This window comes from Streptomyces sp. W1SF4, assembly GCF_003950035.1.
Lineage (GTDB): Bacteria > Actinomycetota > Actinomycetes > Streptomycetales > Streptomycetaceae > Streptomyces > Streptomyces racemochromogenes.
On sequence record NZ_CP034350.1, the window covers coordinates 3,604,676 to 3,630,161 of the forward strand.

Consider the following 25,486-nt stretch of genomic DNA (forward strand, 5'->3'; position numbering starts at 1 on the left):
CGCTGGCGTCGCGTTCCCGCCGAACCCGTCTGTAACGTCCGGCCGTTCAGCGGCACTGACAGGTATGACCAACACCGCCGACATCGCTGCGAAGGGCTGAGAACCATGACTGTTGAGATGGTCGAGACCGCTCCCACCTGCGCCTACCCGGGCTGCACCCACGCGCCCGAGCCGAAGGCACCCGGCGCGGAGGGACCGGCCTCCCACTACTGCGACCACCCCGACCACAACGCGCTCGGAGCGTTCAGGAAGTTCCGCGCCAAGCGGAAGCAGCGCAAGGAGGACAGGCGCGCGGCGGCCGAGGCCAAGGAGGAGCCGAAGGGAGCCGCTCACGAGGCCCCGGCACCGGCACCGGCGGAGGCCGTGCAGGGTGGGACGGGCCAGCGGGAGGAGGCCGCCGCTTCCCCCGCGACGGACGGCCGCGGCGACGGCGCCCACTCCCGCGACACCGTGGTCGCGCTCGTCAAGCAGCTCGCCGCCGATCTCCCTTCGTACATCGAGGAGTTGGCGATCATCACCGACTCCGCGGCGGCCGAGGCGCGCATCGAGACGGTCACGCGCGCCTCCGCGCAGCGCATCCTCGCCGCCGAGGAGCGCGCCACGCTCGCCGAGGAGGCGGCCGACATGGCCGTCGCCGCGCTCGACGCCGCGACCGCCACGTTCTCCGAGGAGACCGCCGCGATCCGCGAGGAGGCCGCGCGCAAGGTCGCCGACGCCGAGTTCGTCCGGGCCGAGCTGGAGCGCTACCGCGAGCGGGTCGCCATGCTCGAGGTCCGGCTCGACGCCGTCCGCGACGAGGCCGACGCGCTGCGCCGCGCCCACGTGGCCGCTCCCGCCGCCACGAGCTCCCCGGCCGCCCCCGCCGAGCCCGCGCAACCCGCCGGGAACTGTTGAAAGTCGTAGCCGGACCGGAGCGGCGGACGTTCGTCTGTAACGTTCGCCGCTCTTTCCGTCTCTGAACACCCAGTGCCCAGGGCGCCGAGGCAGTCGCCGGTGCCGCCTCGGCGCCCACGAACACCCGAGAAGAAACGGAATCCCCCATGTGCCGTAGCAAGCGCCGCAGCGCCCTCTGGATCACCACTGCCGCGGTCGTCGTCGTGGCGGCCGTCGGGCTGTACCTCTTCCAGCCCTGGAGGCTGTTCACCACGGACCGTGTGGACGAGGCGCCTCCCGCGGCCGCCGGCCGGCAGGGGGGCACGGTCAAGCAGGTGGCGAACGGTGCGTTCGTCTCGCACGAGCACGAGACCAGCGGCTCGGTCGAGGTCCAGCAGCTCGCCGACGGGAAGGCCACCCTGCGCCTGACGAACCTGCGCACCTCCGACGGTCCGGCCGTCCACGTGTGGCTCAGCGACCAGCCGGTCAGGAAGGGCGGCGGCGGCAACCTCGACGACGGCAGGCACATCGATCTCGGCGGCCTCAAGGGCAACGAGGGCAACCAGAACTACGCGATCCCCGCCGGCACCGACCTGAACACGTTCTCCACGGTGACCATCTGGTGCGAGCGCTTCAGCGTCTCCTTCGGCGCGGCCGAGCTCAAGCGCGCCTGACGGATCCGGCCGGCGCGGGGGCCCCGCGAAGCAGCGTCAGGCTTCTCGCTGCCAGTCCCGGAAGGCGGTGAGGAGGTGCCGCCTGGCGTCGGACGAGATGCCGTCCGGGGTCAGTTCGCCCGTGGCGGCGATCGTCTGACGGAACTGGTCGAGGTAGGTCTCGCACCCGGAGCACTCCGCCAGGTGCTCGACGAAGCGCCGCTCGTCCCCTTCGGGCAACGCGCCGTCGAGGAACTCGGTCACCAGCTCCACGAAGTCGTTGCAGTTCACGCGTGTCCCCTCCCGCTCGCGACGTCATGCGCACCTGACAAGTACGCCTCCAGCTTACGGCGCAGCAGGGCCCTGCCCCGGTGGAGCAGGACGCGCTGGTTCCCCGGGGAGATCTCAAGGAGCGCGCACACCTCGTCGGACCCGTACCCGGCGACGTCGCGCAGGGTGATCACGGTACGGAGGCGGGGCGGGAGCTCGTCGATCGCCGCCGCGATCACCTCGCGGACCTCGCCGCGCAGCACGTGGTCCTCGGGGATGTCCCAGGGACGCGGTTCCTGCCCGGCGACCCAGTGGCCGGCGTACCGCTCGCCGGGGGCGCGGAAGCGCTCGGCGTCGACCGTCGGCCCTTCCTCCTCCTGCGGCAGCAGGCTGGCGAAGGGGACGGTCCTGCTCTCCTTCGTGCCGCGCGCCTTGGCGGTGTTGACGAGGATCCGGTACACCCACGTCTTCAGGGAGGCGCGGCCCTCGAAGCCGTCGATGCCCCTGATGACCGCCAGCCAGGTGTCCTGGACGGCCTCCTCGGCGGAGTCCCTGGTCGACACGAACGACATGGCGAGTCGGAGCATGCCGCCCGACCAGGAGTCCAGGACCAGGGCGAACGTCTCCTCGTCACCGGAGCGGAGGCGCTGCACCAGGACCTCGTCCGTGGGCAGTTCGCGTGGGCCCGCCATTCGTCTCTCCTCGCCGGCGTCAAGTGGAAGCGCCAGCCTAGGGCAGCGGGACGAGCGCGGGCGTCCACGGGGTGCGTGCGTTCACCTCCCGGCGAGGACCTCCACCGCCGACGGTCGCCGGGATCAGCCGCGCGGCAAGGTGCGGAACGTCCGCAGGAGTTGAGCGCGCGCCGAAGCGGGCAGGCTCGGGCCGGACCGCGCGCCCGCGGCCGCCACGGTCTGCCGGAACTGGTCGAGGTACGTCTCGCAGCCCTCGCACCGCGCCAGGTGCACGAGACAACGCAGTTCGGTCGGCTCACCCATGGCGCCGTCGAGGAAATCGGTCACCAGCTCAACGAACTCGGCGCAGTTCATGACACCTGCCTGTTCTCGTGCGACGGACGGCCGGCTCCTCAGCGGCGCGTCCCGGTGAGGAGCCAACACCTATCACGCTCCTGTCACGGTGCCGAACCCGGCGGCGGCGGCCGCGGCGGGCACCCCGGAAGCGCTGCGGCCCGGCGGTCGAAAAACGCCGCATTGTGGATGTGCCCGATATCTGCGTCCGCGGGCGGAGATTTTGACCGGCACCCCGGGGAGAGTTTTTAGCGGCGACACACGGGAACAAAAAAGCCAGCCTGCACGGACTGCATCCGCGTGCTAGTGTCGAAACCAGTTGCAGTTTTGGTACCCGAAATTTCCAGGCGCCCCGTCGGCCTCGTGCCGCACGGAGGCGTTTTGCATTCCGGTCGTTTTCCGGATGGGGAATCAATGCGGCGACACGGCGTTCGCAAGGTGCGGATTCCGCTGCACTGCCCCGAGGAGAATGACATGGCTGCCGGCACCGTGAAGTGGTTCAACGCGGAAAAGGGCTTCGGCTTCATCGAGCAGGAGGGCGGCGGTCCTGACGTGTTCGCCCACTACTCGAACATCGCCGCCCAGGGCTTCCGCGAGCTCCAGGAGGGGCAGAAGGTCTCCTTCGACATCGCGCAGGGCCAGAAGGGCCCGACGGCCGAGAACATCGTTCTCGCCTGACTCTGACGCGTCATACGCAGCTGGGGCCCGCATCCTTCGGGGTGCGGGCCCCAGCTGTATTCGTTTTTCCAGGGCCGGCGCACGCACTCGAATAGCCGCGGCTCGATTTCAGCACCGCCCCGTCCGTTGGTTTCGACCCCCAGGCCCGGACCGCCCTGCTCTCGTTCCATTCAGCTGGTTCCCGTAATTCCGCACCTTTCAGTCGCTGCCGGAATTTCTCGGTACGTGCCGCACCACGAAAGGAACGTCGCGGCCCGCGGAATCCACGTCGACCAGCTCGACCTCGTCGTCAACGTGGACCCGCCCACGGACCACAAGGACTACCTCCACCGCGGCGGCCGCACCGCGCGAGCCGGCGCGTCGGGCAGCGTCGTCACCCTGGTCACCGCCGGCCAGCGCCGCGCCGTGACACGCCTCATGACGGCCGCCGGCATCGTGCCCGACACCACGCAGGTCCGCTCCGGCGAGGGCGCGCTCGCACGGATCACGGGCGCCCGCACCCCCTCCGGCATCCCCGTGGAGATCACCGCGCCGCTCACCGGACAGCGCGACCGCGGCACCGCTTCTCGCGGCCGGCGCGGTCAGGTCCCACGGCGGCGTTCCCGTCCGTGACGGCGCCGCCCGCGTCAACACGGGCCAGAACCCGACGAAAGGGCCCCCACCGGCACGTGTACCGGTGGGGGCCCTTTCCTGCATCGACGGGGTTACTGCTGCGGTGGGGCGGGGTCAGTGGTCGGAGTAGCTGACGTCGCCGATGGTCCAGGCGCTGATGTCCGCGATCGAGACGCGGTACATCCCGCCTGTCTCCGGGATCCCCACCGTGCCCTGGAGGATCCGCGCCAGGTGGAAGTGCAGGTGCGTGGGCGGCCCGTCCTTCGCCGCCGCGGTGGCGAAGACGGCGGAGAACTCGGCCAGCCGGTCGGAGTCCGCCAGGACCTCCGAGACCCGCTGCCGCCACACCGCTTCGGGTGCCAGCCGACCTGTGATGACGGCGCCCCCCGTCACGACGGTCAGGGACATCTGGTTGCTCTGCCCGGACTCCACCAGCCTGGCGACGTCAACGAGCAGCTCGTCAATCTTCGACATGAGACCCGATCCTACGGGGCGCCCCACCCCGGCCACAGGCCGTCCCGCCAGGCGGGAAGGACGACCGGGGGCGCGCGGGTGCAGGGGGCCCCGCGCCTGCGCGACCACTGCGCACTCCGCACCGGGAGCGCTCACCTGCTCGGCCGAGGCAGGAAAATCTATGTTGGCCGCAGTAGACATCGGCGCCTCGCTGGGTTATGTTTTCTTCCGTAACCAGCAGAGGCAACAAGGCCTGGCAGAGACGAACTGCCGGCAAGCAGTACAAGCAGTCGCAGTGAGCAGGACGGTGCGGCGGCGGAGTTTCGAAGCCATGGCTTTCGCAGGACGGTGACGAAACTGGCGGCCGGACCGGGAGACCCGCAGTGATCAGGGGGCTCCGAGAGCAGTACGCAGCACCAGCAGTACGCAGTATTCGCAGGGCAAGAAGTTGATCAGCGAGGAAAGAACGGAGGAACGCGGCGCCATCAGGATCGCCCGGGCGGAAGTTTCGAGTCCGGGTACCGCAGGACATCGATAGCGAGGTGGTCTTCGGTCAAGCAGCTGCGATCCCCGCACCGACGGCAGTCACCGGGCCGGGTGTGCGGACACAGAAGGCCGGCGCTTCATCAGGGCCGGCAGGTGGTGTAGTAGTTCCTTCAGGGCCCTGGTGCCAGTACTGGCACCAGGGCCCCTCTATGCGTTTCACGGAGAGGTGCAAATGACAGCTGACGACTCGTACGACCGTCTCGACGACGACGACTACCCCGCCTACACCATGGGCCGCGCCGCCGAGATGATCGGCACCACGCAGGGCTTCCTCCGCGCCATCGGCGAGGCCCGCCTGATCACTCCGCTGCGCTCCGAGGGCGGTCACCGCCGCTACTCCCGCTACCAGCTCCGCATCGCGGCCCGCGCCCGCGAACTCGTCGACCAGGGCACCCCGATCGAGGCCGCCTGCCGCATCATCATCCTCGAGGACCAGCTCGAAGAGGCCCAGCGCATCAACGCCGAGTACCGCCGCGCCGCCGAAGCCGGCACGCCCCCGCAGCAGGCCTGAGGCGAGCACGCCCGCCCACGGCCGACCGCGAGGCGGTCGGCGGACGCGTCCGGTCGGGCAGCACACCACCCCCGCCACGAACGTGCCCCCTCCGGACGCCGGGGGGACGGGTCACGTGCCGCGCTGACCGCGGGTGTCCCGGCGGAGCCGGTCGGCGTGCCGGGTCATGGCGTCGATGCGCTCGGCCAGCTCGGCGTCCTCCGGCCGCAGGTGGGCGCGGGTGCCGGCCAGGGGGCCGACGAGGCGGGCCGTGTCGTTGTGCGCGAGGGCCTGGTTCAGGTCGCCGATGGCGCGCTCGGCGTCGTCGGCGAGGCCGGTGAGCGCGGTGACCTGGCCGGCGAGCCGGCGCAGGTCGGCGGCGTTGTCGCGGGCCCAGGCGTCCACGCTGCGGTCGGCGGCGCGGGCGTCGCGGGTGGCCTGGACGCGCTCCTCGCCCGTGCTCCCGGCCTTCCCCGGCCGCAGACGCAGGTAGCGGCGCTCGGCGGCCTGGCGGCTGGCGACACCGAGGGGGCCGGCGAGGTCGGCCCAGCTGGCGCCCTCGCTGCGGGCGGTTTCGATCAGGCCGGTTTCCCAGCCTCCCAGCTGCTCGCGGACCTCGCGCAGCATCAGCAGGGCGGCCAGCGCCGGGTGGGGGCCCTCGCCCGCCGCCGGCGGCGCCGCCGATGTGCCCGTGGAGGCCTGCTGCGCTTCCCGGACGGCCTGGTTGATGGTCTCCAGTGCCGCGGCGGCGGCCAGGAAGGTGACGGGTGCGGTCGGCTCTGCGGCCTCGTTCATGACGGTCTCCGTGATCTGTCATCCTCCAGATGACTTCTTGCTTGTCATCGTTTCGATGACATGTTACAACGGGAGCACGTTGAAGCGCATGGGCAGTTCCTGCCTGAACCAACTGGAGGTGTTTCGCGATGCTGATGCGCACCGACCCGTTCCGCGAGATGGACCGCATCGTCCAGCAGCTCTCGGGCTCGTCGGGCACGTGGTCGAAGCCGTCCGTGATGCCGATGGACGCCTACCGTCAGGGTGACGCGTACGTGATCGCCTTCGACCTCCCCGGTGTGAGCACCGAGGCGATCGACATCGACGTCGAGCGGAACATGCTGACGGTGAAGGCCGAGCGCCGGCCCGCGGAGAAGTCCGACGGCGTGCAGATGGAGCTCTCCGAGCGGCCCCTCGGCGTCTTCTCCCGCCAGGTCATGCTGGCCGACACCCTCGACACCGAGCACATCGAAGCCGACTACGACGCGGGCGTCCTCACCCTGCGGATCCCGATCGCCGAGCGCGCCAAGCCGCGCAAGATCGCCATCGGCGGGGAGTCCGGCCGCAAGCAGATCTCCGGCTGACCGGCCCGCAAGCCACCCGGCACCAGCGGCGGAGGACGGGGAACCCGATCCCCCTCCGGTACCCGGTCCTCCGCGCCCTCCCCCTTCCGCCCTCCCCTGGAGGTGACGTGAGATGTCGATGCGCAGGGAAGCCTTCCTGGACCACGTCCAGGAGCGCGGCGAGTACGAGACCCGGGAGGAAGCCGAACGGGCGGCCCGCGTCGTCCTGGCCCTGCTGGGCGCCCACCTGGTCGGAGCCGTACGGGCCTCACTCGCCGCCCGCCTTCCCGAGACCTACGCCCTGATCCTCCTCAACCCCCTCCAGGCCGCCGAGCCGCTCTCGCCCGAACGCTTCGTCCGCGCGACCGCGGCCTGGATCGAGGGCGCCACCGAGAAGACGGCCCTGTGGGACATCGGCGCCGTCCTGTCCACCGTGGCCGCGGCGGCCGGGGACGTCCTCACCCGCGAAGCCCTGCTCCAGCTCCCGCCCGGCTACGACCTCCTCTTCGGCCACCCCCAGCCCACCTGACGCCGGCCGAGGACCGACCCTCGAAGAGAAAGGCAACCGCACCACCATGTTCGACCGGCATCGAGCGAACCCGGCCCAGCCCGCCATGACGTTCGAGCACATGCTGGAACGCGTGCGCTACGAAGGCGCGTATCCCACCCGTGAACGCGCCGAGGAAGCCGTCCGTACCGTCCTCGCCGCCCTCGGACGACAGCTCGTCGGGGACGAACGCGTCGACCTCGCGCGGTGCCTGCCCGTCGAGGCCGCCCGCGCCCTGACCGCTCAGGTCCCCGACACCGAACGGCTCACGGGCTGGGCCTTCATCAAGGACATGGCCACCCGGGGCGCCACCAGCCCGGCCATCGCCCGCTGGGACACCGGCGCCGTCCTCGGCGTCGTGACCCGGCTCACCGGTCCCGACCTCCTCGCCCGGATCCTCCGGCAGCTTCCCGACGGCTACGCGCTCCTCTTCGGCCAGGCAGAGCTCAGGCAGCCCCAGCGGGCCGCCTGACGCCTCCCGCTCCGCCACCGACACGCATGGGCCGCGGCTCCGCGGGCAGGCGCCGGGCCGCGGCGCGGGATGCCGTTCCGCTGCCGCTCCGCGTCGTCCGGGACTGAAGGAGGAGACCATGGCCCTGGTGCCGGCGGAGTTCTCGGGTGCGCCGTGCTGGATCAGTCTGGCGGCGCGGGACCTGGCCGCCTCCGAGGCCTTCTACCGCGCGGTTCTCGGCTGGACGTTCCGGCGCGGGTCGTTCGGGCGGGCCTTCTCGGTCGCCGAGACCGACGGGGTGGCCGTGGCCGGCATCGCCGAGGTGGCCCGGGAACTGGCCGTACCCGTGGCGTGGACCCCGTACTTCGCCGTCGACGACGCCGACGGGGCGGTGGCGCGCATCCGCGAGCGGGGCGGCACCGTCGGCGTCGGCCCGGTCGCCTACCCCCCGCGCGGGCGGGCGGCGCTGGCGCTGGACCGCGAGGGGGCGGCCTTCGGAATCTGGGAGGGCCGGGTGCTCGCCGAGTGGCGGATCGGTTCCGGCACGGCGCCGGCCTGGCTGGAGCTCCACAGCCAGGACGCCTTCGCCGCGGCGCTCTTCTACGGGGAGGTCCTGGAGTGGAGCCTCGACAGCGACCGCGGCTGCTGCGACATCTCGTACGAGCACGACCAGGTCGTCCTGCGCTACGGGGGCGAGGCGGTGGCGCGCCTGAACAGCGGGCCGGTGGAGGAGGCCGCTTCCAAGCCCCACCTGCGGCCGCGCTGGCTGGTCCACTTCCGCGTCCGCGACCTCCAGGCCGCCACCGCCTCCGCGGTCGAACACGGCGGCACCGTCGTCACGGGCGGCCCCTGGCCCGACGGGGACGGGCAGGTGACCGTACGGGATCCGGACGGGGCGCTCTTCACCCTCGACGACTCACCGACCACCCCCTGGCCCACCTCCTGACCGTCCCGGGCACCGGCTCAGCCTGCTCCCGTCGGGTACGCCGGGCGGTCGCGGCAGCGGGGACCGTACCCTGAACCCGCCCTGGGCCGAGTTGACTTGACGGAGGAAGCCATGACCACCGCGCCGCCGCGTGAACGTGACGAGAGGCTACGGGACACGCGCAAGCGGTTCGAGGAGGACGCCGACCTGTGGCTCGCCTCCGCGGGTGCGGCGGGCGGTGCGCACCTGGTGCCGCTGTCGTTCCTCTGGGACGGTACGGCGTTCCTCGTGTCGACCCCGCGCGCCTCGGTGACCGGTCGCAACCTGCTGGCCGACGGCCGGGTACGGCTCGGCCTCGGGCCGACGCGGGACGTCGTCATGGTCGAGGGCACCGCCGAGCCGGTCGGCCTCGACGCACTGCCCCCGGGGACCGGGGAGAGGTTCGCCGCCAAGACCGGCTTCGACCCGCGCGACCTCGACGCCTACCAGTACTTCCTCGTCCGGCCGCACCGGATCCAGGCCTGGCGGGAGGCCAACGAGCTGCGCGGCCGCGACCTGATGCGTGACGGCCGGTGGCTGGAGGGCCCCGCGTGAGCTGGTCGGAGCGCGTCGTCCTGCGCGACGGGGTCCGGCTCTCCTGCCGCGACTGGGGCGACCCCGGTGACCGCGGTGACCGGGACCGCCCGGGGCCGGACGTCCTCCTGCTGCACGGGCTGGCCGGGCACGCGGGCGAATGGGACGCCGTCGCGCGGGAGCTGAGCCCGCGTCACCGCGTGGTGGCCGTGGACCAGCGCGGCCACGGCGCCTCCGAGCGGCGGCCGCAGGACGTGTCCCGGGCCGCGTACGTCGAGGACACCGTCGCCGTGTGCGAGCGGCTCGGCCTGCGGGAGCCGGTGCTGGTCGGCCAGTCGCTGGGCGGCCACACCGCCATGCTCGCCGCCGCCGCGCACCCCGGGCTCTTCCGCGGGCTCGTCCTGGTGGAAGCCGGGCCCGGCGGGCCCGGCGTCGGCGTACAGGCGGAGATCGGCGGATGGCTCGATTCCTGGCCCGCGCCGTTTCCCTCGCGGGAGGCCGCCGTCGGGTTCCTCGGCGGCGGCCCGGCCGGCGAGGGCTGGGCGGCCGGCCTGGAGGAGCGCGACGGCGGCTGGTGGCCGCGCTTCGAGCGCGACGTGATGGTCGCGTCGCTCGCGGAGAACGCCCGGCGGGCCTTCTGGGACGAGTGGTCGCAGGTGCGCTGCCCGACCCTGGCCGTGCTCGGCCAGTGCGGCATCATCGCGCCCGAAGAGATCGGCGAGATGCTCCGGCTGCGGCCGCGGACGGTCGCACTGAGCGTCCCGGGGACGGGGCACGACGTCCACCTCGAACGGCCGGACGTCCTGCTGGCGGCCCTCCGCCGATTCCTGGGGGGCCTCAGCCCTGCGGCGGCGGCGGGTTCTCCTGGGGCCGGTCGGTTCCCAGCTGCTCGTTGAGCTTCTGCTGGGCCATGTCGACCTGGCTCTGGTACTTGTTCCCGGTCCTCGCGTCGAAGGCGTCGCCCGCCTTCTCGACCCCCTGACGCGCGGTGTCCTCGTGGCCCTTCAGCATGCCCTTGAGCTTGTCGAGCATCGACATGGGTTCCTCCTCGCGGATGCCGGCCCGCCCTGAGCACGGCCGGCACCACCAGCATCCGCGTCTTCCCCGCCGGCCGCACCCCGGAGGCGTCAGGGCAGGTCGGGGCCCCCGAGCCCGCACACCGTCTCGACGAAGGCGCGCAGGCGGGCGCTCTCGCCGGCCGTCGGCCAGAAGAAGCCGTAGTCGACCGGCGGGGCGTCGCCGAAGGGGATCCACGTACCCGGACATCTCCGCGATCCACAACGACGCGCACGTCGCGGGCTGGCGGCGCGTCACGGAGGCGGTGGGCGCCGCCGGCGGGCGGATGTTCCTCCAGATCCAGCACGGCGGCCGGATCGGCCACCCCGACAACAGCGGCGGCCTGTCGCCCGTCGCGCCCTCGCCGGTCGCGCTGCCCGGCACGATCCACACCCCGGGCGGGCACCGGCCCACGGTGGTGCCGCGCGAGATGGCCCCCGCCGAGATCCGCTCCACCGTGGCCGACTTCGCCGCCGCGGCGCGCCGGGCCATCGACGCCGGGTTCGCCGGGGTGGAGGTGCACGGCGGCAACGGCTACCTGCTGCACCAGTTCCTGGCCTCCGGGACCAACCACCGCACCGACGGCTACGGCGGCTCGGTGAGGGCCGCACCCGCTTCGTGCGGGAGGTCGTCGAGGCGGTCGCCGCCGCGGTCGGACCGGAGCGGGTGGGCCTGCGCGTCACCCCCGGGGTGACCGCGAACGGCATGCACGAGGACGACCCCGAGGAGGTGTATCCGGCGCTCGTCGACGCCCTCTCCGACACCGGCCCGGCCTATCTGCACGTCGTCTTCGCCGACCCGGACCAGCCCCTCTTCCAGCGCATCCGCAAGCAGTGGGCGGGCACGCTGATCGCGAACCCGGCGCTGCCGTGGCCGGGCCCGCTGCCCGCCGACGGCGGCCGCCACGAGGCCGAGCGGCTGCTCGCGGCCGGCGCCGACCTGGTCTGCCTCGGCCACGCCTTCCTCGCCAACCCCGACCTGGTGGAGCGGCTGCGCGCCGACGCCGCCCTGAACCCCCTGCGGGAGGAGGGCCTGATGTACGTGGGCGGCGCGGACGGGTACACCGACTACCCCGCGCTGTCGGCCTGAGCCCGTCGGTCCGCGTACGTACGGGAGTGCAGGCGGCGGGCCGCCCGGGGTGAGGGGACGACGGCGAAGCCGTGGTTGGCCGCGACGGCCCGGGTGTGGTCCGCCGAGAGGGAGCCGTGCCGTTCGAGGGTGAGGACGGGCAGGCCCGAGCGGCCGCGGCCGGGCGCGTGGTGGAACGACAGCACGGTGGCCGGCATCGGGGCGTGGTGCGGGTGGCGGCGGCGCGCGGCGGGCTCGTCGTCGTGCACGAGGATCCTGACGCCCTCCTCCTGGCCGAAGTCGGCGATCACGCCCTCGGCGCGCCAGTGGGCCGGCTCGTGCTCGGCGCCGGTCAGGTGCCGGGAGCGGTTCACCGAGGTGACGGACAGCAGGCCGTCCCCGGTGCGGTCCAGCGCCTCGGCGAGGAAGCCGTTGGACGGGCAGCGGTAGCCCGGGCCGATCAGGCGCACGGTCTCGACCCCGTCCCGGAGGACCGTCAGGTGCCGCGGCACGTGCGCGGCGGCCGGGCCCCGGAAGCCGAAGGGGCCGAGCAGGAACAGCTCTTCGACGAGCTGGCGGAGCTGCCGGCGCGGCAGGGCCGCGGGGAGCAGGGTCCAGTCGAAGAGCGACGGGACCCGCTCGGGGACGGTGGTGACGCTGCCGGCCCGCCCGTCGGGGCGGCCCTTGATCCGGTTGACCCGCTCGACGGCGGCCCGGTCGGCGCGCGCGGTGACGGCGTAGGAGTTCCCGAACCCGTGGGCCACCGCGCAGCCGTCCGCGAGTGCGCCCGCGGCGGCCCGTACGTCCTCGGCGTCGTCCAGGACCGGATGCCGCCCGCTCGTCCTCGTCCGCTGTCCGCTCACTGCCCGGCCCTCCGCAACGTGATCCTTTACGAACGGCAACGAGGGGGCCCCGGACACGTCACCGGCCATCCGGATGTGACGCGGGTCACGGGGCCCCGGGCGGGGGATCCGAACCGGTCAGGATTCGAGAAGCGCCCTCCGGAGCCCGCAACTAACGTGGCGGGCATGGACATCACCATTCACACCACGGCCCTCCCGCACGACGACCCGGACGCCTCGGTGGCGTTCTACCGCGACGTCCTCGGCTTCGAGGTCCGCAGCGACGTCGGGCAGGGCAAGATGCGCTGGATCACCGTCGGCCCGGTCGGCCAGCCCGGTACGTCGATCCTGCTGGCGCCGCCGGCCGTCGACCCCGGCATCACCGAGGCCGAGCGCCGGACCATCCTGGAGATGATGGCCAAGGGCACCTACGGCTGGATCCTGCTGGCCACGCCCGACCTGGACGGGACGTTCGAGAAGGTGCAGGCCGCCGACGCCGAGGTGGTCCAGGAGCCGACCGACCAGCCGTACGGCGTGCGGGACTGCGCGTTCCGCGACCCGGCGGGGAACCTGGTCCGGATCCAGGAACGGCGCTGATGTGCCGCCCCGGGTGGGCGCGCGCGCTCACCGAGGCGCAGCACCTGAGGACGCTCGTACGGCTGCGCCGGGTGCGTGACCGGCTCGACCGGGAGTACGCGCGGCCGCTGGACGTCCTGGCCCTCGCGCGGGCCGCGGGCATGGCGGCCGGTCAGCTCGGCCGCGAGTTCGAGCTCGCCTACGGCAGCTCCCCGCACGCCTACGTGACCGCGCGCCGGGCGGCCGTGGGCGGGACGGCCGTGCGCGGGCCGGCCGTGGCCGCGACGGGCTGACACCTCCGGGCGGCCATGTTCTAGAGCGGCGCGGTGTCGTCCGCCGGGAAGGCGGGGCCGTGGCCGGGGACGATCACGTCCGCGGCCGCGAGAACCCGCTCCCGGGAGGCCCGCAGGACGTCGTGGTCCGGGGCGACCGGGTCGTCGACCGGGCCGTTGGGGCGCCACCACAGGTCGCCGACGAAGGCGACGACCCCCTCGTCCGTGCCGGCGAGCAGCGTGATGTCCTCGCGGCTGTGGCCGGGGGTGCGGATCAGCCGGAGCGAGGGGGCCAGTTCGTGGCCCTCGGCGTCGCGGTCGGTCCACTGGTCGTTCTCGTAGATCGCCTTGTGGTCGTGGACGCGGGCGTGGCCGAAGAGGCCGACGTTCATGGTGTTGTCGGGGTGGTGGTGGCTGAGCACCACGTCGGTGATGTCGTCGGGACCGAGGCCCATCTCGGCGAGCGGGCCGAGGATCCGGTCGCGGCCGGCGACCATGCCGGGGTCCACGATCACGTGGCGGTCGCCGTCGGTGACGTAGGAGACGGTGGCGGCCACGCCGGGGCCGGTGGAGAGGGTGTAGCCGGTGGTCAGGATGCGGAAGCGGGCGGTGGCGCCGAGCGGTGCGTTCGTCATGTCCCCAAGTCTTCGGTGTGGCGGGCCCCTTCACGAGTGGCCGTACTGCCACTGATCGCGGGAATCGTGCCACCCGGCCGGACGGCCGCGTGTCAGACTGCGCGCATGCCGCCCTTCGTGTCCGTCGCCGCGTACGCCCCCGCCGGTGTCGGGATGCTGGGGGCGGGAATCGTCTCCGAGGTGTTCGACGAGCGCGGGCAGGGCCTGCCCCGCTTCGACTTCGCCCTCTGCACGGACCGGCCCGGGGCGGTGCGCAGCGATGTCGGGCTGCCGCTGATGGTGGAGCACGGCCTGGACCGGCTGGCCGCCGCCGACCTGGTGATCGCCCTGCCCTGGGCGGACTTCCGTACGCCGCCGCCCCCCGCCGTGCTGGAGGCCCTCGCCGCCGCGCGGGGGCGGGGCGCGCTGGTGGCGGCGCACTGCGTGGGGGCGTTCGCGCTCGCGGCGGCCGGGCTGCTGGACGGGCTCCGGGCCACCACGCACTGGCGGTTCGCCGGGCTGCTGGCCGAGCGCCATCCGCGGGTCCGCGTCGAACCGGACTCCCTGTACGTGGACCAGGGGGCGGTCGTGACGGGCGCGGGCGCCGCCGCCGGCTTCGACCTGTGCCTGCACCTGCTGCGGCGGGAGTACGGGGCCGCCACGGCCAACGCGATAGCCCGGGACCTGGTGCTGCCCTCGCACCGCGACGGCGGGCAGGCCCAGTACCTGGCGACGCCGGTGCCGGAGGACTGCCGGGACGAGAAGCTGGCCGAGGTGCTGGCGTGGGCGCGGGAGCACCTGGCCGAGCCGCTGCCGGTGGCCGAGCTGGCCCGCCGGGCCCTGATGAGCCGGCGGTCCTTCGCCCGCCGCTTCGCGGCCTCGACCGGCACCACCCCGCACGCCTGGCTGCTGGGGCTGCGGATCAGCCGTGCCGAGGAGCTGCTGGAGACCACCGACCTGCCGGTCGAGGAGATCGCCCGGCTGGTCGGCTTCGGGAGCGCGGCGGTCCTGCGCGAGCAGTTCGTACGGCGGCGCGGGGTGCCGCCGCGCTCGTACCGCAGGGCGTTCAGCCGCGCGGCGCGGTGAGGGAGTCGACGTCCTCCATGAAGGAGAGCATCCGGGCGTTGACCACGTCGGGGTGGTCGATCTGCGGGCCGTGGCCGGTCGCGGCGACGATCTCGGCGCGGGCACCGGGGACCAGCCGGGGGACGCGCTCCAGCTGCCGCTTCGGGTGCACGAGCAGGCTGTGCTTGCCCATGATCACGTAGAGCGGGGTCCGGATGGTCCGCAGCTCGTCCTCGGTCAGCGGCAGGGGCGCGGGGCGGCGGATCCGGTAGGCGCGGGCGCCGAGCTGGATCCAGGGGCGCATCTCGGGGACGGCGAGGACGGGCTGGTCCAGCCACGTGGCGAGCCGGGGACGCAGCGCCCTGGGGGCGAAGGTGGCGAACAGGCTCAGGAACACCCAGCCGAAGAAGCGCAGGCCGACCTTCTCCAGGCCGCCGGGGTCGAGGGCGGTGACGGAGGCGAGCCGTCCCGGCCGCAGGTGGGCCTGGTTGAGCACGAGCCAGCCGCCGTAGGAGGAGCCGACGAGGTGGACCCGGTCGAGGCCGAGCGCGTCGAGGGCCTCGTCCATCCACTGCGCGGCGCGCTCGGGCTGCCACATGGGCTCGCGGTGGACGCTGCGGTTCGCGTCGCCGGGGGTGTCGAGTGCGTAGACGGGGCGGTCGAGGCTGAGCCCGGGGGTGTTGGGGTACCACATCGCCGAGCCGTAGCCGGCGCCGTGGATCAGGACGATCGGGGTCCGTGACTCGGCGGCGGGATCGGCGGGACCGTACCGGTAGACGTGGGTGGTGCCGAAGCTGGTCTCCACGTCCGTCTCGGAGCGGACGGGCGCACCCATCGCGAAGAGGACGTCGGCGGCGGCGAAGTAGCGGTCGCGCAGGGTGTCGTTGACGTAGCGCCCGACGTCGCGGCGGCGTACGCGGGTCGTGCTCTGGGTCGCGGCGGTCTCGGGCACGGCGGGCACCTCCTGGGAAGATCCATTCTTCGTGATACGAACGTACCACGTTGTTGGTACAGCGGTACCATCAAGACGGGGGCAGGGCGACGGACGGAGACACCAGGACATGCCCAAGCGCGTTGACCACGAGGAACGGCGCGGCCAGATCGCCGAGGCACTCGTCCGGGTCGCCGGACGGCGCGGGCTGCACGCCGTCGGCATGCGCGACGTCGCCGCCGAGGCCGGGGTCTCGCTCCGGCTCGTGCAGTACTACTTCGAGACCAAGGAGAAGCTGCTCCTCTACGGGCTGCAGCACCTCACCGACCGCTTCACCGCGCGGGTCGGCGCCCGCCTCGCCGCCGCCGGACCCGCCCCGGGCCCGCGCGCCACGGCCGAGGCGCTGCTGCTGGCGTCCCTGCCCACCGACGAGGAGGGCCGCACCTTCCACCTGCTCTACACCTCGTACGCGATCCTGTCCGTGACGGACGAGGCGCTCGCCGCACAGCCGTTCATCGACAACCCCGACGCCGCCGAGGACGCCCTGGCCGGGCTGCTCGCACAGGCCCGGGAGGCCGGCCTGACCGGCCCGGACATCGACGCGCGCACGGAGGCCATCGGCCTGCTGGCCATGGCGGGCACCCTCGGGACCAGCATCCTGGTGGGCCAGCGCGGACCCGACTCGGCCGTGGCGGTGCTGCGCCACCACCTGGACCGGATCTTCACCCCGCCGCCCGCCGAGGCGGGGCCCCTGCGGCCGGCCGGGTGACCGACTCCCGGGGGTCCGCGCGGCACGGGCGGCCGGCGAGCGCGACGGCTCGCCGTGGAGGGTGCCGGGCGAAGGCGCTCGTACGGGAGCCCTCGGGGCTTCGGCCGGTGCGGCGGTGCCCCTCTTCGACCGGAGGGCCGTCAGCTCCGGGCCAGCAGCGACGGGTTGAGGCGCGCGAAGCCCTCCTGGCGCTCGTACGGGAAGTACGGGTAGGGGGCGGGCCGGTGGCCGGCGGCGTCCAGCCGGGCCACCTGCGCGGGGGTCAGCTCCCACCCGACCGCCCCGATGTTCTGCCGCAGCTGCTCCTCGCTGCGGGCCCCGATGAGGACGGTGGAGACGGTGGGGCGGCGCAGCAGCCAGTTGATGGCGACCTGCGGGACGGTCCGGCCCGTCTCCCGCGCGACCTCGTCGAGGGCGTCGACCACGTCGTAGAGGCGCTCCTCCTCCACCGGCGGGCCGTAGTCGGCGGTCTCGTGCAGCCGGCTCCCGGCCGGCAGCGGCAGGCCGCGGCGGACCTTGCCGGTGAGCCGCCCCCAGCCCAGGGGGCTCCACACGATCGCGCCGACGCCCTGGTCGTGGCCGAGGGGCATCAGCTCCCACTCGTAGTCCCGCCCGACGAGGGAGTAGTACACCTGGTGGGCCGCGTAGCGGGGGAAGCCGTGCTTCTCGGCGGCCGAGAGGGACTTCATCAGCTGCCAGCCGGAGAAGTTGGAGACGCCGGTGTAGCGGACCTTGCCGGACCGGACGAGCTGGTCGAGGGTGGACAGCACTTCCTCGACGGGGGTGGCGGCGTCGAAGCCGTGCAGCTGGAAGAGGTCGATGCGGTCGGTGCCGAGCCGGCGCAGGGCGTCCTCGACGGCCCGGATCAGCCGGGAGCGGGAGGTGCCGTACTCGCCGGGGCCGTCGCCGGTGGGCAGGCCCGCCTTGGTGGAGATGAGCACCTCGTCGCGGCGGCCCTTGACCGCCTGCCCGAGGACCTCCTCGGAGGCTCCCGCCGAGTAGACGTCGGCGGTGTCGAACAGGGTGATGCCGGCGTCCAGGCAGATGTCCACCAGCCGCCGCGCCTCCTGGGCGTCCGTGCTGCCCCAGGCGCCGAAGAGGGGGCCCCGGCCGCCGAAGGTGCCGGCTCCGAAGCCGAGGGCGGGGACCTTGAGACCGGACGCGCCGAGCTGCCTGTACTCCATGACGGACTCCTCCTGTGAGCGGTAATGGAACCGCAGACCCTTTAAGGTGGTCCCAACGTAACAGCCGATCACCACTAATGGAACCGGAGACCCGTTATGACTTCGCCGAGTGACGCCCCGGAAGGCACCGAGCCGGGGACCGTGCGCCCCGGGGGCCGGACCGCCCGGGTGCGGGCCGCCGTACTGGAGGCGGCCGGGGACATGCTGGCCGAGCAGGGCTTCCACGGGCTGGACCTCGCCGAGGTGGCCCGGCGGGCCGAGGTCGGCAAGACCACCGTCTACCGGCGCTGGGGCACCGTGGCGGGCCTGGTCGCCGACCTGCTCACGGACATGGCGGAGCAGTCACTGCCGCGCACCGAGACGGGCTCGCTGGAGGAGGACCTGCTGGCCAACGCCCGGCTCGTCCGGCGCACCCTGTCCGACCCGCGCCAGGGCCCCCTCTTCAGGGCCGTCATCGCCGCGGCCACGGGGGACGCCCGGACCGCCGAGGCACTGCACCGGTTCTACGAGGTCCGGGTCGCGGAGTGGGCGCCCTGCGTGCGGGAGGCGGTCGAGCGGGGCGAGCTGCCCGCGGGGACCGACGCCGCCGAGGTGGTCCGTGCCGTCTCCGCCCCGCTGTACTACCGGCTGCTGACCACGGACGCCCCGCTGGACGAGGACGCGGCCCGGCGCGCGGCGGCGGCGGCCGTGGCGGCGGCCCGCGCGGGGGTCTTCGTACGGACCCCGTAGCCGTCGGAGGGGGGTTGTTAGCCTGCGGCGATGGGACTGGACATCACCGTGGTCGCGGCCGACTGGGAACACCTCGCCCGGATACCGTCCGACGGGCGCCTGGACGCCCTGACCGACGCCGTGCACCCCTACTTCTGCTGCGAGGCCTGCGAAGAGGCCGACCGGGCCGTCCGGAGCGGCTGGGCCTCGCCGCTCGGGGTCCCGTGGTGCGCCGAGTACCGGTTCGCCGGGACGACCGGCACCTACGCCTGGCACTTCTGGCTGGCCGAGCTCTGGCAGGCCGTCCGGGGCTCCGTGGAGCCCGGACTGCGGGACAGCCTCGACGTCTTCCTCGGCGGCCTGGTGTGGGACGGCCCCGACTACGACGAGGACCCCGACGCCGAGGACCCGCCGGCCCTGCGCGGCTTCCCGGACGACCCCGAGCCGTGGCGCCCGCGGCTGCTGCTGGGCCGGACGCCGGACGAGGTGCCGGCGCTCGCCCGCGCCTGGCAGGAGGCCGGGCCCCGGCTGACGGAACTGCGCGGCCCCGTCGCCGCCGCGGACTTCGGCTGGTCGGGATGGCACGACACCTTCGACGGGGCCACCGCGCTGATGCGCGAGTGGGGCGAGGTCGTCAGGGGCGCCGCCGCCCGGGGCTGGGGGCTGGTCGGCCTGCCGCACTGAGGCCGGGGCCGGGCCGTGCCGGGCCGCGGCGGGCACGCACGACGGCCTGGTCGCACGGCGGCCGGCACCATACGCCGGCCGGGCTCGTACGCCGGCCGGGGTCGGGCGAGGGCCCGGGTCGGGCAACGGCCCGGGTCGGGGTCAGGTGCGGTCGACGAAGACGCTGGTGGACTTCACCCGGGCGGTGGCGCGCATGCCGACCTCCAGGCCCAGCTCCTCCACCGCCTCACGGGTCAGCAGGGAGACCACCCGGTGCGGGCCCGCCTGGATCTCCACCTGCGCGCTGACCGAGCCCAGCTTGATGCCCGTCACGATGCCGGGGAAGGCGTTGCGGGCGCTGGTGTACGGAGCCTCCTCGTCCTCCCCCGCCTCCTGGGCCACCTCGACGCAGAACGCCGCCAGGGCGGGCCCGTCGACGATCCTGCGGTTGCCCTCCCGCCGGGTGGGGAAGCGCTCGGCGTCCGCCCAGCGGCGGGCGGTGTCGCTGCTGACGCCGAGCAGCCGCGCTGCCTGGCCGATGGTGTAGGACTCCATGCAGCGCAGCGTAGGCGGTGCCGGGCCCAGGCGGCGATCAGGGCGGCGCCGGGCCGCGGCCGCCCCCCTGACCAGGGGTTTCGGCCTCGGAACGGTTTCACGTGAAACATCGGTAGGGAGAAAGTACGGGTATCGACCCATAAGGGCGGGTATATCCATCTGGACGGTGACCACCTCAACGCATGACCTCGGCCCGCGACCCGGGGCCCGCCGTCGGAGGAGCGCAGAGCGATGGACCGTACCGAGCGCGACCACACCCGCCCCGCGGACCGCGAAGACGGCGCCGACAGCACCGAGCGCGCGGACCAGACCGGCCGCGGGGACGCGGCCACCCTGGAGGCCAGGGCCCTCAGCACGACCCTGTTCCACCGGCTCGCCGAACTGGACGAGGGGACGGCCGACTACTCGTACGTGCGCAACACCCTGGTCGAGCTGAACCTCAGTCTGGTGAAGTACGCCGCCCGCCGGTTCCGCGGCCGCAGCGAGCCGATGGAGGACATCGTCCAGGTCGGCACGATCGGACTGATCAAGGCCATCAACCGCTTCGACCCCGAGCGCGGGGTGGAGTTCACCACCTTCGCGATGCCGACGATCAGCGGGGAGATCAAGCGGTTCTTCCGCGACACCAGCTGGGCCGTGAAGGTGCCCCGTCGGCTCCAGGAGCTGCGGATCGACAGCGCGAAGGCCCACGACGCACTGGAGCAGGACCTCGGCCGCGAGCCCACCGACGCCGAGATGGCGCAGCAGCTGGACGTCACGCCGGAGGAGTTCAGCGAAGGCCGCAAGGCGGCCAGCGCGTACTCCGCGCGCTCCCTGGACGCACCCGTGCAGGAGGACTCGGAGCGCGACCCCGCCGCCGAGCGGGCCTCGCTCGGCGAGGAGGAGCTCGCGTACGACCGGATCGAGTGCCTGGAGTCCCTCAAGCCCATGCTGGCCGTGCTGCCCGAGCGGGAGCGGGAGCTGCTGTCGCTGCGGTTCGGGCAGGAGCTGACCCAGTCCGAGATCGGGGCCCGGCTGGGCCTGTCCCAGATGCACGTCTCACGCCTGCTGAACCGCACCCTGACCCGGCTGCGCGGCGGCCTCCTCACCGAGTCGTAGGCCGCGCGGCTCGGGACCGGACCGGGGGGCCCGGGCGGCTCGGGGGCCCGGGCGGGAGGGGTGGGGCCGGGGTCAGGGGCGTGGGGGCCCGGTGGGCGGTTCGGGGGCCGTCACCTCGAGCCAGACCGTCTTGCCGGGCCGGCCGTCCGCCGCCGGCACGGAGCCCCAGTTCTTCGCGAGGCGCTCCAGCAGCACCAGCCCGTGGCCGCCCGGCCGGGAGCGGTCCCGCATCGCCCGGCGCACCGGCACCTCGGGGCTGTCGTCGCTCACCTCGACCCGCATCAGCCCGAGGCCGTGCCGCAGCACCAGCTCGCGGGGGCCGCCCGCGTGCAGGCAGGCGTTGGTGACCACCTCGGAGACCAGCAGGAGCAGGTCCTCCTCGGCCTCCGACCCCTCGGGCCAGAGCCAGTCGGTCAGGGCACGCCGGGTGAAGTCCCGGCACCGGGCCACGACCCCTGCCGTGGCGCCGCCCAGGACCAGCCGCCGCGTCTGCTCCGCCACAGGCTCTCCCGTCTCCGACACCACACCCCCCAGCGCCGCACCTACCCCCGGCCGGGACGGACAAATCCCGCGCCGCCCCCACGCTACTGCCGAGTCGGCGCCGGGAGCGTGACGCGCGGCCATGAAGGGTCGCGGCGCGGCGGTCCGGGGGGCGGGCTCGAAGCGGCCCCGACGGCGGGACGACAACCGCTCGGAGGGCCGACGGGAGCGGGACACGGCCAGGACGGCGGACGGAGGGCGGACCGGACGGCGGACGGACCGCGGCCAGGACAGTGGACGGATCGCGGACCGGGCGACGGACGGACGGCTGGCGGGGCAGCTGACGGGCCGGCTGACGGACGCCGGCCCGGGGGCGCGCCGGGGGCGGCCCGGGGCCGCCCCCGACGCGCCACGTGGGGCCGCAAAGGGCTCCCACCTCGGGTTTTCCGCCGTTCTCCCCCGTGGAGCGGCCGGTCCGACGGACGCTATGCGCGTGGTCCGGACCAGTCGAGGAGCCGCCCCGCGATCCGTCAAGTCGCCCGCGCGGGGTGTCGTACCCGAGGCACCCCGGCGTCCACATCCTGGACAACTACCCTCGATATATGAACGCAGAAGCCGACGCCCTCGCGGCCGTGAAAGACGCAGTCAAAGAAGCAGACCGGAACCACGTTTTCCATTCGTGGTCGGCTCAGGAGCTCATCGACCCGCTCGCCGTGGCCGGTGCCGAGGGCTCGTACTTCTGGGACTACGACGGCAACCGCTACCTCGACTTCTCCAGCGCGCTCGTCTACACCAACATCGGCTACCAGCACCCCAGGGTGGCCACCGCCATCGCGGAGCAGGCGGCGAAGCTCTGCACGCTCGCGCCCGGCTTCGCCGTCGACGTCCGCTCCGAGGCCGCGCGCCTCATCGCCGAGCGCACCCCCGGCGACCTCGACAAGATCTTCTTCACCAACGCCGGCGCCGAGGCGGTGGAGAACGCCGTCCGCATGGCCCGGCTGCACACCGGCCGGCCCAAGGTGATGTCCGCGTACCGCTCGTACCACGGGGCGACCACCACCGCGATCAACCTCACCGGTGACGCCCGCCGCTTCGGCAACGACGGCGCCACGGCCGGCGTCGTCCACTTCTGGGGCCCGTTCCTCTACCGCTCGCCCTTCCACGCGACCACCGAGCAGGAGGAGTGCGAGCGGGCGCTGCGCCACCTGGAGGACACGATCGTCTTCGAGGGGCCGCAGTCCATCGCCGCGATCATCCTGGAGACCGTCGGCGGCGCCCCTGGCGTGCTCGTACCCCCGGCCGGCTACCTGAAGGGCGTGCGCGAGCTCTGCGACCGCTACGGCATCGTCTTCATCCTGGACGAGGTCATGGTCGGCTTCGGCCGCACCGGCGCCTGGTTCGCCGCCGACCACTGGGACGTCACCCCCGACCTCCTCTGCTTCGCCAAGGGCATCACCAGCGGATACGTGCCGCTCGGCGGCGTCGCCATCTCCGCCGCCATCGCCGAGACCTTCGCCCGCCGGCCCTATCCGGGCGGACTGACGTACTCCGGGCACGTGCTCGCCTGTGCCGCCGCCGTCGCCACGGTCAACACCATGGCCGAGGAGGGAATCGTCGAGCAGTCCGCGCGCACCGGCGCCGAGCTGCTGGGCCCCGGTCTGCGCGCCATCGCGGAGCGCCACCCGTCCGTCGGGGAGGTCCGCGGCATGGGCACCTTCTGGGCCCTGGAGCTCGTGAAGGACCCTCGGACGCGCGAGCCGCTGGTCCCGTACAACGCCTCGGGCGCCGACAACGCCCCGATGGGCGCCTTCGGCGCGGCCCTGAAGAAGGGCGGGCTGTGGCCGCTCCTCGCCGGCAACCGCATCCACGTCGCCCCGCCCTGCAACATCTCGGACGACGACGTGGCCAAGGGGCTGGCGATCCTCGACGAGGCCCTGACCGTCACGGATGCGCACATGTCCTGACCTGCGTGCTTGTGGGGTCGCCCAATCCGTGGGTGCTGGTGTTCGGATGTTCCGGGCGGTGGTCAACCCGCCGTACACATGGTGCAATCCCGTCAGTACTTCAGTACTTCAGTACGCATCAGCACCTACGGACCGGGATGCACGTCAGTCCCGGGGCGGTCCTGCGGGGCCGAACGGCGGGGAGCGGGACGTCCTTCAGGAGGGCGGGGCGCTGGACGCCGGGCGTACGGGATCCAGAACAACGGACTCCGTGTTCCCGAGTACCCGAAGGAAGACAGCATGAGCAAGCACGTCCTGGGCCAGAACCAGTACGGCAAGGCCGAGAACCGCATCGTCGTGGTGACCCGCAAGGGCAGCGACGGCTCCTGGGCCGAGATCCGCGACCTGAACGTCTCGGTCGCCCTGCGCGGCGAGTTCCGCGACGTCCACCTCACCGGCGACAACGCCAACTGCCTGCCGACCGACACCACCAAGAACACGGTGTACGCCTTCGGCAAGGAGCACGGCATCGCCTCCCCCGAGGCCTTCGGCATCCTCCTCGCGAAGCACTTCGTCTCCTCCCAGGCCCCGATCCGCGAAGCGCAGATCCGCATCGAGGAGTTCGCCTGGGAGCGGATCCCCGTCCCGACCCGCAAGGAGCAGCACTCCTTCGTCCGCAAGGGCCAGGAGGTGCGCACCGCGCAGATCACCTACAGCGAGACCACCGGTCTCCAGGTCATCTCGGGTCTGAAGGACCTGACGGTGATGAACTCGACCAACTCCGAGTTCCACGGCTTCATCAAGGACAAGTACACGACCCTCCAGGAGGCGTACGACCGCATCCTGGCGACCAAGGTCACCGCCCGCTGGGCGCACTCGGCGCTGGCCGGTGACGACGCCGCCCACGACTGGGACCAGTCGTACAAGAAGGTCCGCAAGCACATGCTGGAGGCCTTCGCGGAGACGTACTCCTACTCGCTCCAGCAGACCCTGAACCAGATGGCCGAGCGGGTGCTGGACAACTGCCCCAAGGTCAACGAGGTGCGCCTCAACCTGCCCAACAAGCACCACTTCCTCGTCGACCTGGAGCCCTTCGGCCTCAAGAACGACAACGAGGTGTACTTCGCCGCGGACCGCATGTACGGCCTGATTGAGGGCACCGTGCACCGCGACGGCGTGCAGCCGGTCATCGCGACCTCCGACTGGATCGTCGCGTAGGGGCCCGCGCCCCGGCCGTCGCGGACGGCCCGGACCGCGTCGCGGGGTCCGGGCCGTCCGGCTTTCCGCGGGGCCGCTACCGGGGCTGTCCGACGAGGAGGTTCCAGCGGCCGGCGCGCCCGCTGAGCGAGGTCACGGTGTCCGGCCGGACGTCCAGCCGCCAGAAGGCCCCGGCCGGCAGCTCCAGCGCGGCCACCACCGCCGCCCGTACGACGGCCTGTGCGACCACCGCGTGGTGCCGGCCGGGGCCCAGGCCCGCCAGGTACCCGCCCGTGCGGGTGATCAGCGCCGCCACCGGCTCCCCGCCGCCGGGGGGCGCGTACTCCGGGTCCGTGAGCCAGCGCCGGATGCCCTCCGGGTCCGCGGCGGCCACCTCTTCGAGGGTGCGGCCGGCCCAGTCCCCCATGGCCGGCCCGGCGAGGCCCGGGTGGCCGGGGCACGGCTCCCCGTACCCGAACCGGCCCTGGCGGGCGGCTTCGTCGAGCGGGGGCGTGGTGAGGTGTACGCGTACGGAGGGCATGCGGGGAGCGTAGAGCGCACGCCCGGGGGCGCGGAACGGCGGCCACGCGCCGTGGTGTTCAAGCCACAGGCGCGGTACGGTCTCGGACGACATGACGAAGGCATGGCGGAAGCACCGGTGAGAATCCGGCACGGTCGCGCCACTGTGAGTCCTCCCGCGGTACCCCGGGGAGGGAAGTCAGACCCGCCGCCTTCGTACAGAGCACCACTGACCGGGACGCGTGTTCCCCCTGGAGGTTCTGCCATGGCCCACACCGCCGTGTCCGCTTCGGCCCCCGCCGCCGTCGCCCCCATCTCCCTCTCCGCGCTGGCGCCCTGGGCCGCCTTCGCCGCGGTCCTGGCCCTCGTCCTGCTGTACTTCGTCGGCATCGAGCAGGGCGCCACCGCCGTGTTCCAGGGCGAGACCGTCCACGAGTGGCTGCACGACGGCCGTCACCTGCTCGGTTTCCCCTGCCACTGACCCCCTCCCGATCTCCCTCACGATCACCCAAG

33 protein-coding genes, 2 pseudogenes and 1 riboswitch are annotated in these 25,486 nt (G+C 73.3%); of the genes and pseudogenes, 22 read left to right on the top strand and 13 right to left on the bottom strand.

From position 1 onward, the window contains the following. Positions 1-105 precede the first annotated feature (105 nt). Both D1J60_RS16740 and D1J60_RS16745 read left to right on the top strand, forming a co-directional pair. On the top strand, positions 106-894 hold the full coding sequence (locus tag D1J60_RS16740; protein WP_125821639.1) for a hypothetical protein: 789 nt from the start codon (positions 106-108) through the stop codon (positions 892-894). Positions 895-1,040: 146 nt separating this feature from the next. Further along, entirely contained in the window at positions 1,041-1,547 is a 507-nt protein-coding gene (locus tag D1J60_RS16745; protein ID WP_125821640.1) for a DM13 domain-containing protein, read from the top strand. Positions 1,548-1,583: 36 nt separating this feature from the next. Here the strand turns inward: D1J60_RS16745 and D1J60_RS16750 are convergent, their stop codons facing one another. The 3 genes from D1J60_RS16750 to D1J60_RS16760 form a co-directional block, all read right to left on the bottom strand. Next, positions 1,584-1,817 (bottom strand): zf-HC2 domain-containing protein, encoded by a 234-nt coding sequence (locus D1J60_RS16750; protein WP_125821641.1) that lies wholly within the window; start codon positions 1,815-1,817, stop codon positions 1,584-1,586. After that, positions 1,814-2,488 carry a sigma-70 family RNA polymerase sigma factor gene (locus D1J60_RS16755; protein WP_125821642.1) on the bottom strand — a complete coding sequence of 225 codons (675 nt, stop codon included), beginning with the start codon at positions 2,486-2,488 and terminating at the stop codon, positions 1,814-1,816. The genes D1J60_RS16750 and D1J60_RS16755 overlap by 4 nt, the downstream gene beginning before the upstream one ends. Before the next feature lie 123 nt (positions 2,489-2,611). After that, positions 2,612-2,842 (bottom strand): zf-HC2 domain-containing protein, encoded by a 231-nt coding sequence (locus tag D1J60_RS16760; RefSeq protein ID WP_125821643.1) that lies wholly within the window; start codon positions 2,840-2,842, stop codon positions 2,612-2,614. A gap of 453 nt (positions 2,843-3,295) precedes the next feature. Here D1J60_RS16760 and D1J60_RS16765 point away from each other — a divergent pair, with 453 nt between their 5' ends. Then, a complete protein-coding gene (locus D1J60_RS16765) occupies positions 3,296-3,499 on the top strand; it encodes a cold-shock protein (RefSeq protein ID WP_125821644.1) in 204 nt (67 codons plus the stop codon). 243 nt (positions 3,500-3,742) lie between these two features. Beyond that, a pseudogene (locus D1J60_RS16770) lies at positions 3,743-4,111 on the top strand (helicase-related protein); the annotation flags it as partial. 114 nt (positions 4,112-4,225) lie between these two features. Here D1J60_RS16770 and D1J60_RS16775 read toward each other — a convergent pair. Beyond that, entirely contained in the window at positions 4,226-4,585 is a 360-nt protein-coding gene (locus D1J60_RS16775; RefSeq protein WP_125597847.1) for a hypothetical protein, read from the bottom strand. Positions 4,586-5,282: 697 nt separating this feature from the next. Here D1J60_RS16775 and D1J60_RS16780 point away from each other — a divergent pair. After that, positions 5,283-5,621: a MerR family transcriptional regulator gene (locus D1J60_RS16780; RefSeq protein WP_125821645.1), complete on the top strand. Its 339-nt coding sequence runs from the start codon at positions 5,283-5,285 to the stop codon at positions 5,619-5,621. 111 nt (positions 5,622-5,732) lie between these two features. On the opposite strand, the gene D1J60_RS16785 is transcribed toward D1J60_RS16780, so the two are convergent. Next, a complete protein-coding gene (locus D1J60_RS16785; RefSeq protein ID WP_125821646.1) occupies positions 5,733-6,395 on the bottom strand; it encodes an HSP18 transcriptional regulator in 663 nt (220 codons plus the stop codon). A gap of 128 nt (positions 6,396-6,523) precedes the next feature. Between D1J60_RS16785 and D1J60_RS16790 the strand changes: the two genes are divergently transcribed. The 6 genes from D1J60_RS16790 to D1J60_RS16815 all read left to right on the top strand — a co-directional run bounded on the left by D1J60_RS16790 (position 6,524) and on the right by D1J60_RS16815 (position 10,329). Further along, the gene (locus tag D1J60_RS16790; RefSeq protein ID WP_125821647.1) at positions 6,524-6,958 is read left to right on the top strand and encodes an Hsp20/alpha crystallin family protein; all 435 of its coding nucleotides are present in this window, start codon (positions 6,524-6,526) and stop codon (positions 6,956-6,958) included. A gap of 112 nt (positions 6,959-7,070) precedes the next feature. After that, a complete protein-coding gene (locus D1J60_RS16795; protein WP_125597834.1) occupies positions 7,071-7,466 on the top strand; it encodes a DUF2267 domain-containing protein in 396 nt (131 codons plus the stop codon). Positions 7,467-7,512: 46 nt separating this feature from the next. Beyond that, the gene (locus D1J60_RS16800) at positions 7,513-7,956 is read left to right on the top strand and encodes a DUF2267 domain-containing protein (protein WP_125821648.1); all 444 of its coding nucleotides are present in this window, start codon (positions 7,513-7,515) and stop codon (positions 7,954-7,956) included. A gap of 118 nt (positions 7,957-8,074) precedes the next feature. Further along, positions 8,075-8,881, top strand: a complete 807-nt coding sequence (locus tag D1J60_RS16805) for a VOC family protein (RefSeq protein WP_125821649.1) — start codon at positions 8,075-8,077, stop codon at positions 8,879-8,881. A 111-nt stretch (positions 8,882-8,992) separates the two neighbouring features. Continuing rightward, positions 8,993-9,454 carry a pyridoxamine 5'-phosphate oxidase family protein gene (locus tag D1J60_RS16810; protein WP_125821650.1) on the top strand — a complete coding sequence of 154 codons (462 nt, stop codon included), beginning with the start codon at positions 8,993-8,995 and terminating at the stop codon, positions 9,452-9,454. Then, a complete protein-coding gene (locus D1J60_RS16815) occupies positions 9,451-10,329 on the top strand; it encodes an alpha/beta hydrolase (RefSeq protein ID WP_125821651.1) in 879 nt (292 codons plus the stop codon). The genes D1J60_RS16810 and D1J60_RS16815 overlap by 4 nt, the downstream gene beginning before the upstream one ends. Here D1J60_RS16815 and D1J60_RS16820 read toward each other — a convergent pair. Beyond that, the gene (locus tag D1J60_RS16820; protein WP_125597819.1) at positions 10,271-10,471 is read right to left on the bottom strand and encodes an antitoxin; all 201 of its coding nucleotides are present in this window, start codon (positions 10,469-10,471) and stop codon (positions 10,271-10,273) included. The two genes, D1J60_RS16815 and D1J60_RS16820, sit on opposite strands and share 59 nt — an antisense overlap. A gap of 208 nt (positions 10,472-10,679) precedes the next feature. On the opposite strand from D1J60_RS16820, the pseudogene D1J60_RS16825 reads away from it, so the two are divergent. Further along, a pseudogene (locus tag D1J60_RS16825) lies at positions 10,680-11,578 on the top strand (alkene reductase); the annotation flags it as partial. On the opposite strand, the gene D1J60_RS16830 reads toward D1J60_RS16825, so the two are convergent. Continuing rightward, entirely contained in the window at positions 11,557-12,420 is an 864-nt protein-coding gene (locus D1J60_RS16830; RefSeq protein WP_125821652.1) for a hypothetical protein, read from the bottom strand. The pseudogene D1J60_RS16825 and the gene D1J60_RS16830 overlap by 22 nt on opposite strands. Before the next feature lie 165 nt (positions 12,421-12,585). On the opposite strand from D1J60_RS16830, the gene D1J60_RS16835 reads away from it, so the two are divergent. Both D1J60_RS16835 and D1J60_RS16840 read left to right on the top strand, forming a co-directional pair. After that, positions 12,586-12,996 carry a VOC family protein gene (locus tag D1J60_RS16835; protein ID WP_125597807.1) on the top strand — a complete coding sequence of 137 codons (411 nt, stop codon included), beginning with the start codon at positions 12,586-12,588 and terminating at the stop codon, positions 12,994-12,996. Continuing rightward, positions 12,996-13,268: a hypothetical protein gene (locus tag D1J60_RS16840; RefSeq protein ID WP_206436532.1), complete on the top strand. Its 273-nt coding sequence runs from the start codon at positions 12,996-12,998 to the stop codon at positions 13,266-13,268. Before D1J60_RS16835 ends, D1J60_RS16840 begins: the two co-directional genes overlap by 1 nt. Positions 13,269-13,288: 20 nt before the next feature. On the opposite strand, the gene D1J60_RS16845 is transcribed toward D1J60_RS16840, so the two are convergent. Next, a complete protein-coding gene (locus D1J60_RS16845) occupies positions 13,289-13,882 on the bottom strand; it encodes an MBL fold metallo-hydrolase (RefSeq protein ID WP_125821653.1) in 594 nt (197 codons plus the stop codon). Between the two features lie 105 nt (positions 13,883-13,987). On the opposite strand from D1J60_RS16845, the gene D1J60_RS16850 reads away from it, so the two are divergent. Beyond that, positions 13,988-14,947 (top strand): helix-turn-helix domain-containing protein, encoded by a 960-nt coding sequence (locus tag D1J60_RS16850; protein WP_125821654.1) that lies wholly within the window; start codon positions 13,988-13,990, stop codon positions 14,945-14,947. On the opposite strand, the gene D1J60_RS16855 is transcribed toward D1J60_RS16850, so the two are convergent. Continuing rightward, a complete protein-coding gene (locus D1J60_RS16855) occupies positions 14,928-15,878 on the bottom strand; it encodes an alpha/beta hydrolase (RefSeq protein ID WP_125597862.1) in 951 nt (316 codons plus the stop codon). The genes D1J60_RS16850 and D1J60_RS16855 overlap by 20 nt on opposite strands. A gap of 109 nt (positions 15,879-15,987) precedes the next feature. Here D1J60_RS16855 and D1J60_RS16860 point away from each other — a divergent pair, with 109 nt between their 5' ends. Then, complete coding sequence (locus tag D1J60_RS16860) at positions 15,988-16,626, top strand: TetR/AcrR family transcriptional regulator (RefSeq protein WP_125821655.1); 639 nt, start codon at positions 15,988-15,990, stop codon at positions 16,624-16,626. Positions 16,627-16,766: 140 nt separating this feature from the next. Here the strand turns inward: D1J60_RS16860 and D1J60_RS16865 are convergent, their stop codons facing one another. After that, positions 16,767-17,810, bottom strand: coding sequence for an aldo/keto reductase (locus tag D1J60_RS16865; protein ID WP_125597795.1), 1,044 nt, complete (start codon positions 17,808-17,810; stop codon positions 16,767-16,769). Between the two features lie 96 nt (positions 17,811-17,906). Here D1J60_RS16865 and D1J60_RS16870 point away from each other — a divergent pair, with 96 nt between their 5' ends. Continuing rightward, complete coding sequence (locus D1J60_RS16870; RefSeq protein WP_125821656.1) at positions 17,907-18,539, top strand: TetR/AcrR family transcriptional regulator; 633 nt, start codon at positions 17,907-17,909, stop codon at positions 18,537-18,539. A gap of 30 nt (positions 18,540-18,569) precedes the next feature. After that, positions 18,570-19,202, top strand: coding sequence for a hypothetical protein (locus D1J60_RS16875; RefSeq protein WP_125821657.1), 633 nt, complete (start codon positions 18,570-18,572; stop codon positions 19,200-19,202). Between the two features lie 141 nt (positions 19,203-19,343). Here D1J60_RS16875 and D1J60_RS16880 read toward each other — a convergent pair whose 3' ends face one another. Continuing rightward, positions 19,344-19,736: a TOBE domain-containing protein gene (locus D1J60_RS16880; RefSeq protein ID WP_125821658.1), complete on the bottom strand. Its 393-nt coding sequence runs from the start codon at positions 19,734-19,736 to the stop codon at positions 19,344-19,346. 231 nt (positions 19,737-19,967) lie between these two features. On the opposite strand from D1J60_RS16880, the gene D1J60_RS16885 reads away from it, so the two are divergent. Next, a complete protein-coding gene (locus D1J60_RS16885) occupies positions 19,968-20,834 on the top strand; it encodes a SigB/SigF/SigG family RNA polymerase sigma factor (protein ID WP_125821659.1) in 867 nt (288 codons plus the stop codon). A gap of 72 nt (positions 20,835-20,906) precedes the next feature. Here the strand turns inward: D1J60_RS16885 and D1J60_RS16890 are convergent, their stop codons facing one another. Further along, entirely contained in the window at positions 20,907-21,335 is a 429-nt protein-coding gene (locus D1J60_RS16890; protein ID WP_125821660.1) for an ATP-binding protein, read from the bottom strand. A gap of 581 nt (positions 21,336-21,916) precedes the next feature. On the opposite strand from D1J60_RS16890, the gene D1J60_RS16895 reads away from it, so the two are divergent. Continuing rightward, positions 21,917-23,278 carry an aspartate aminotransferase family protein gene (locus D1J60_RS16895; protein WP_125821661.1) on the top strand — a complete coding sequence of 454 codons (1,362 nt, stop codon included), beginning with the start codon at positions 21,917-21,919 and terminating at the stop codon, positions 23,276-23,278. Between the two features lie 279 nt (positions 23,279-23,557). Further along, positions 23,558-24,475 (top strand): factor-independent urate hydroxylase, encoded by a 918-nt coding sequence (gene pucL / locus D1J60_RS16900; protein ID WP_125598976.1) that lies wholly within the window; start codon positions 23,558-23,560, stop codon positions 24,473-24,475. A 76-nt stretch (positions 24,476-24,551) separates the two neighbouring features. Here the strand turns inward: pucL and D1J60_RS16905 are convergent, their stop codons facing one another. Beyond that, a complete protein-coding gene (locus tag D1J60_RS16905; protein ID WP_125598979.1) occupies positions 24,552-24,995 on the bottom strand; it encodes a histidine phosphatase family protein in 444 nt (147 codons plus the stop codon). 60 nt (positions 24,996-25,055) lie between these two features. Further along, positions 25,056-25,201: riboswitch (cobalamin riboswitch) on the top strand. Between the two features lie 37 nt (positions 25,202-25,238). Between D1J60_RS16905 and D1J60_RS16910 the strand changes: the two genes are divergently transcribed. Next, positions 25,239-25,454: a CbtB-domain containing protein gene (locus D1J60_RS16910; RefSeq protein WP_125813272.1), complete on the top strand. Its 216-nt coding sequence runs from the start codon at positions 25,239-25,241 to the stop codon at positions 25,452-25,454. Positions 25,455-25,486 lie beyond the last annotated feature (32 nt).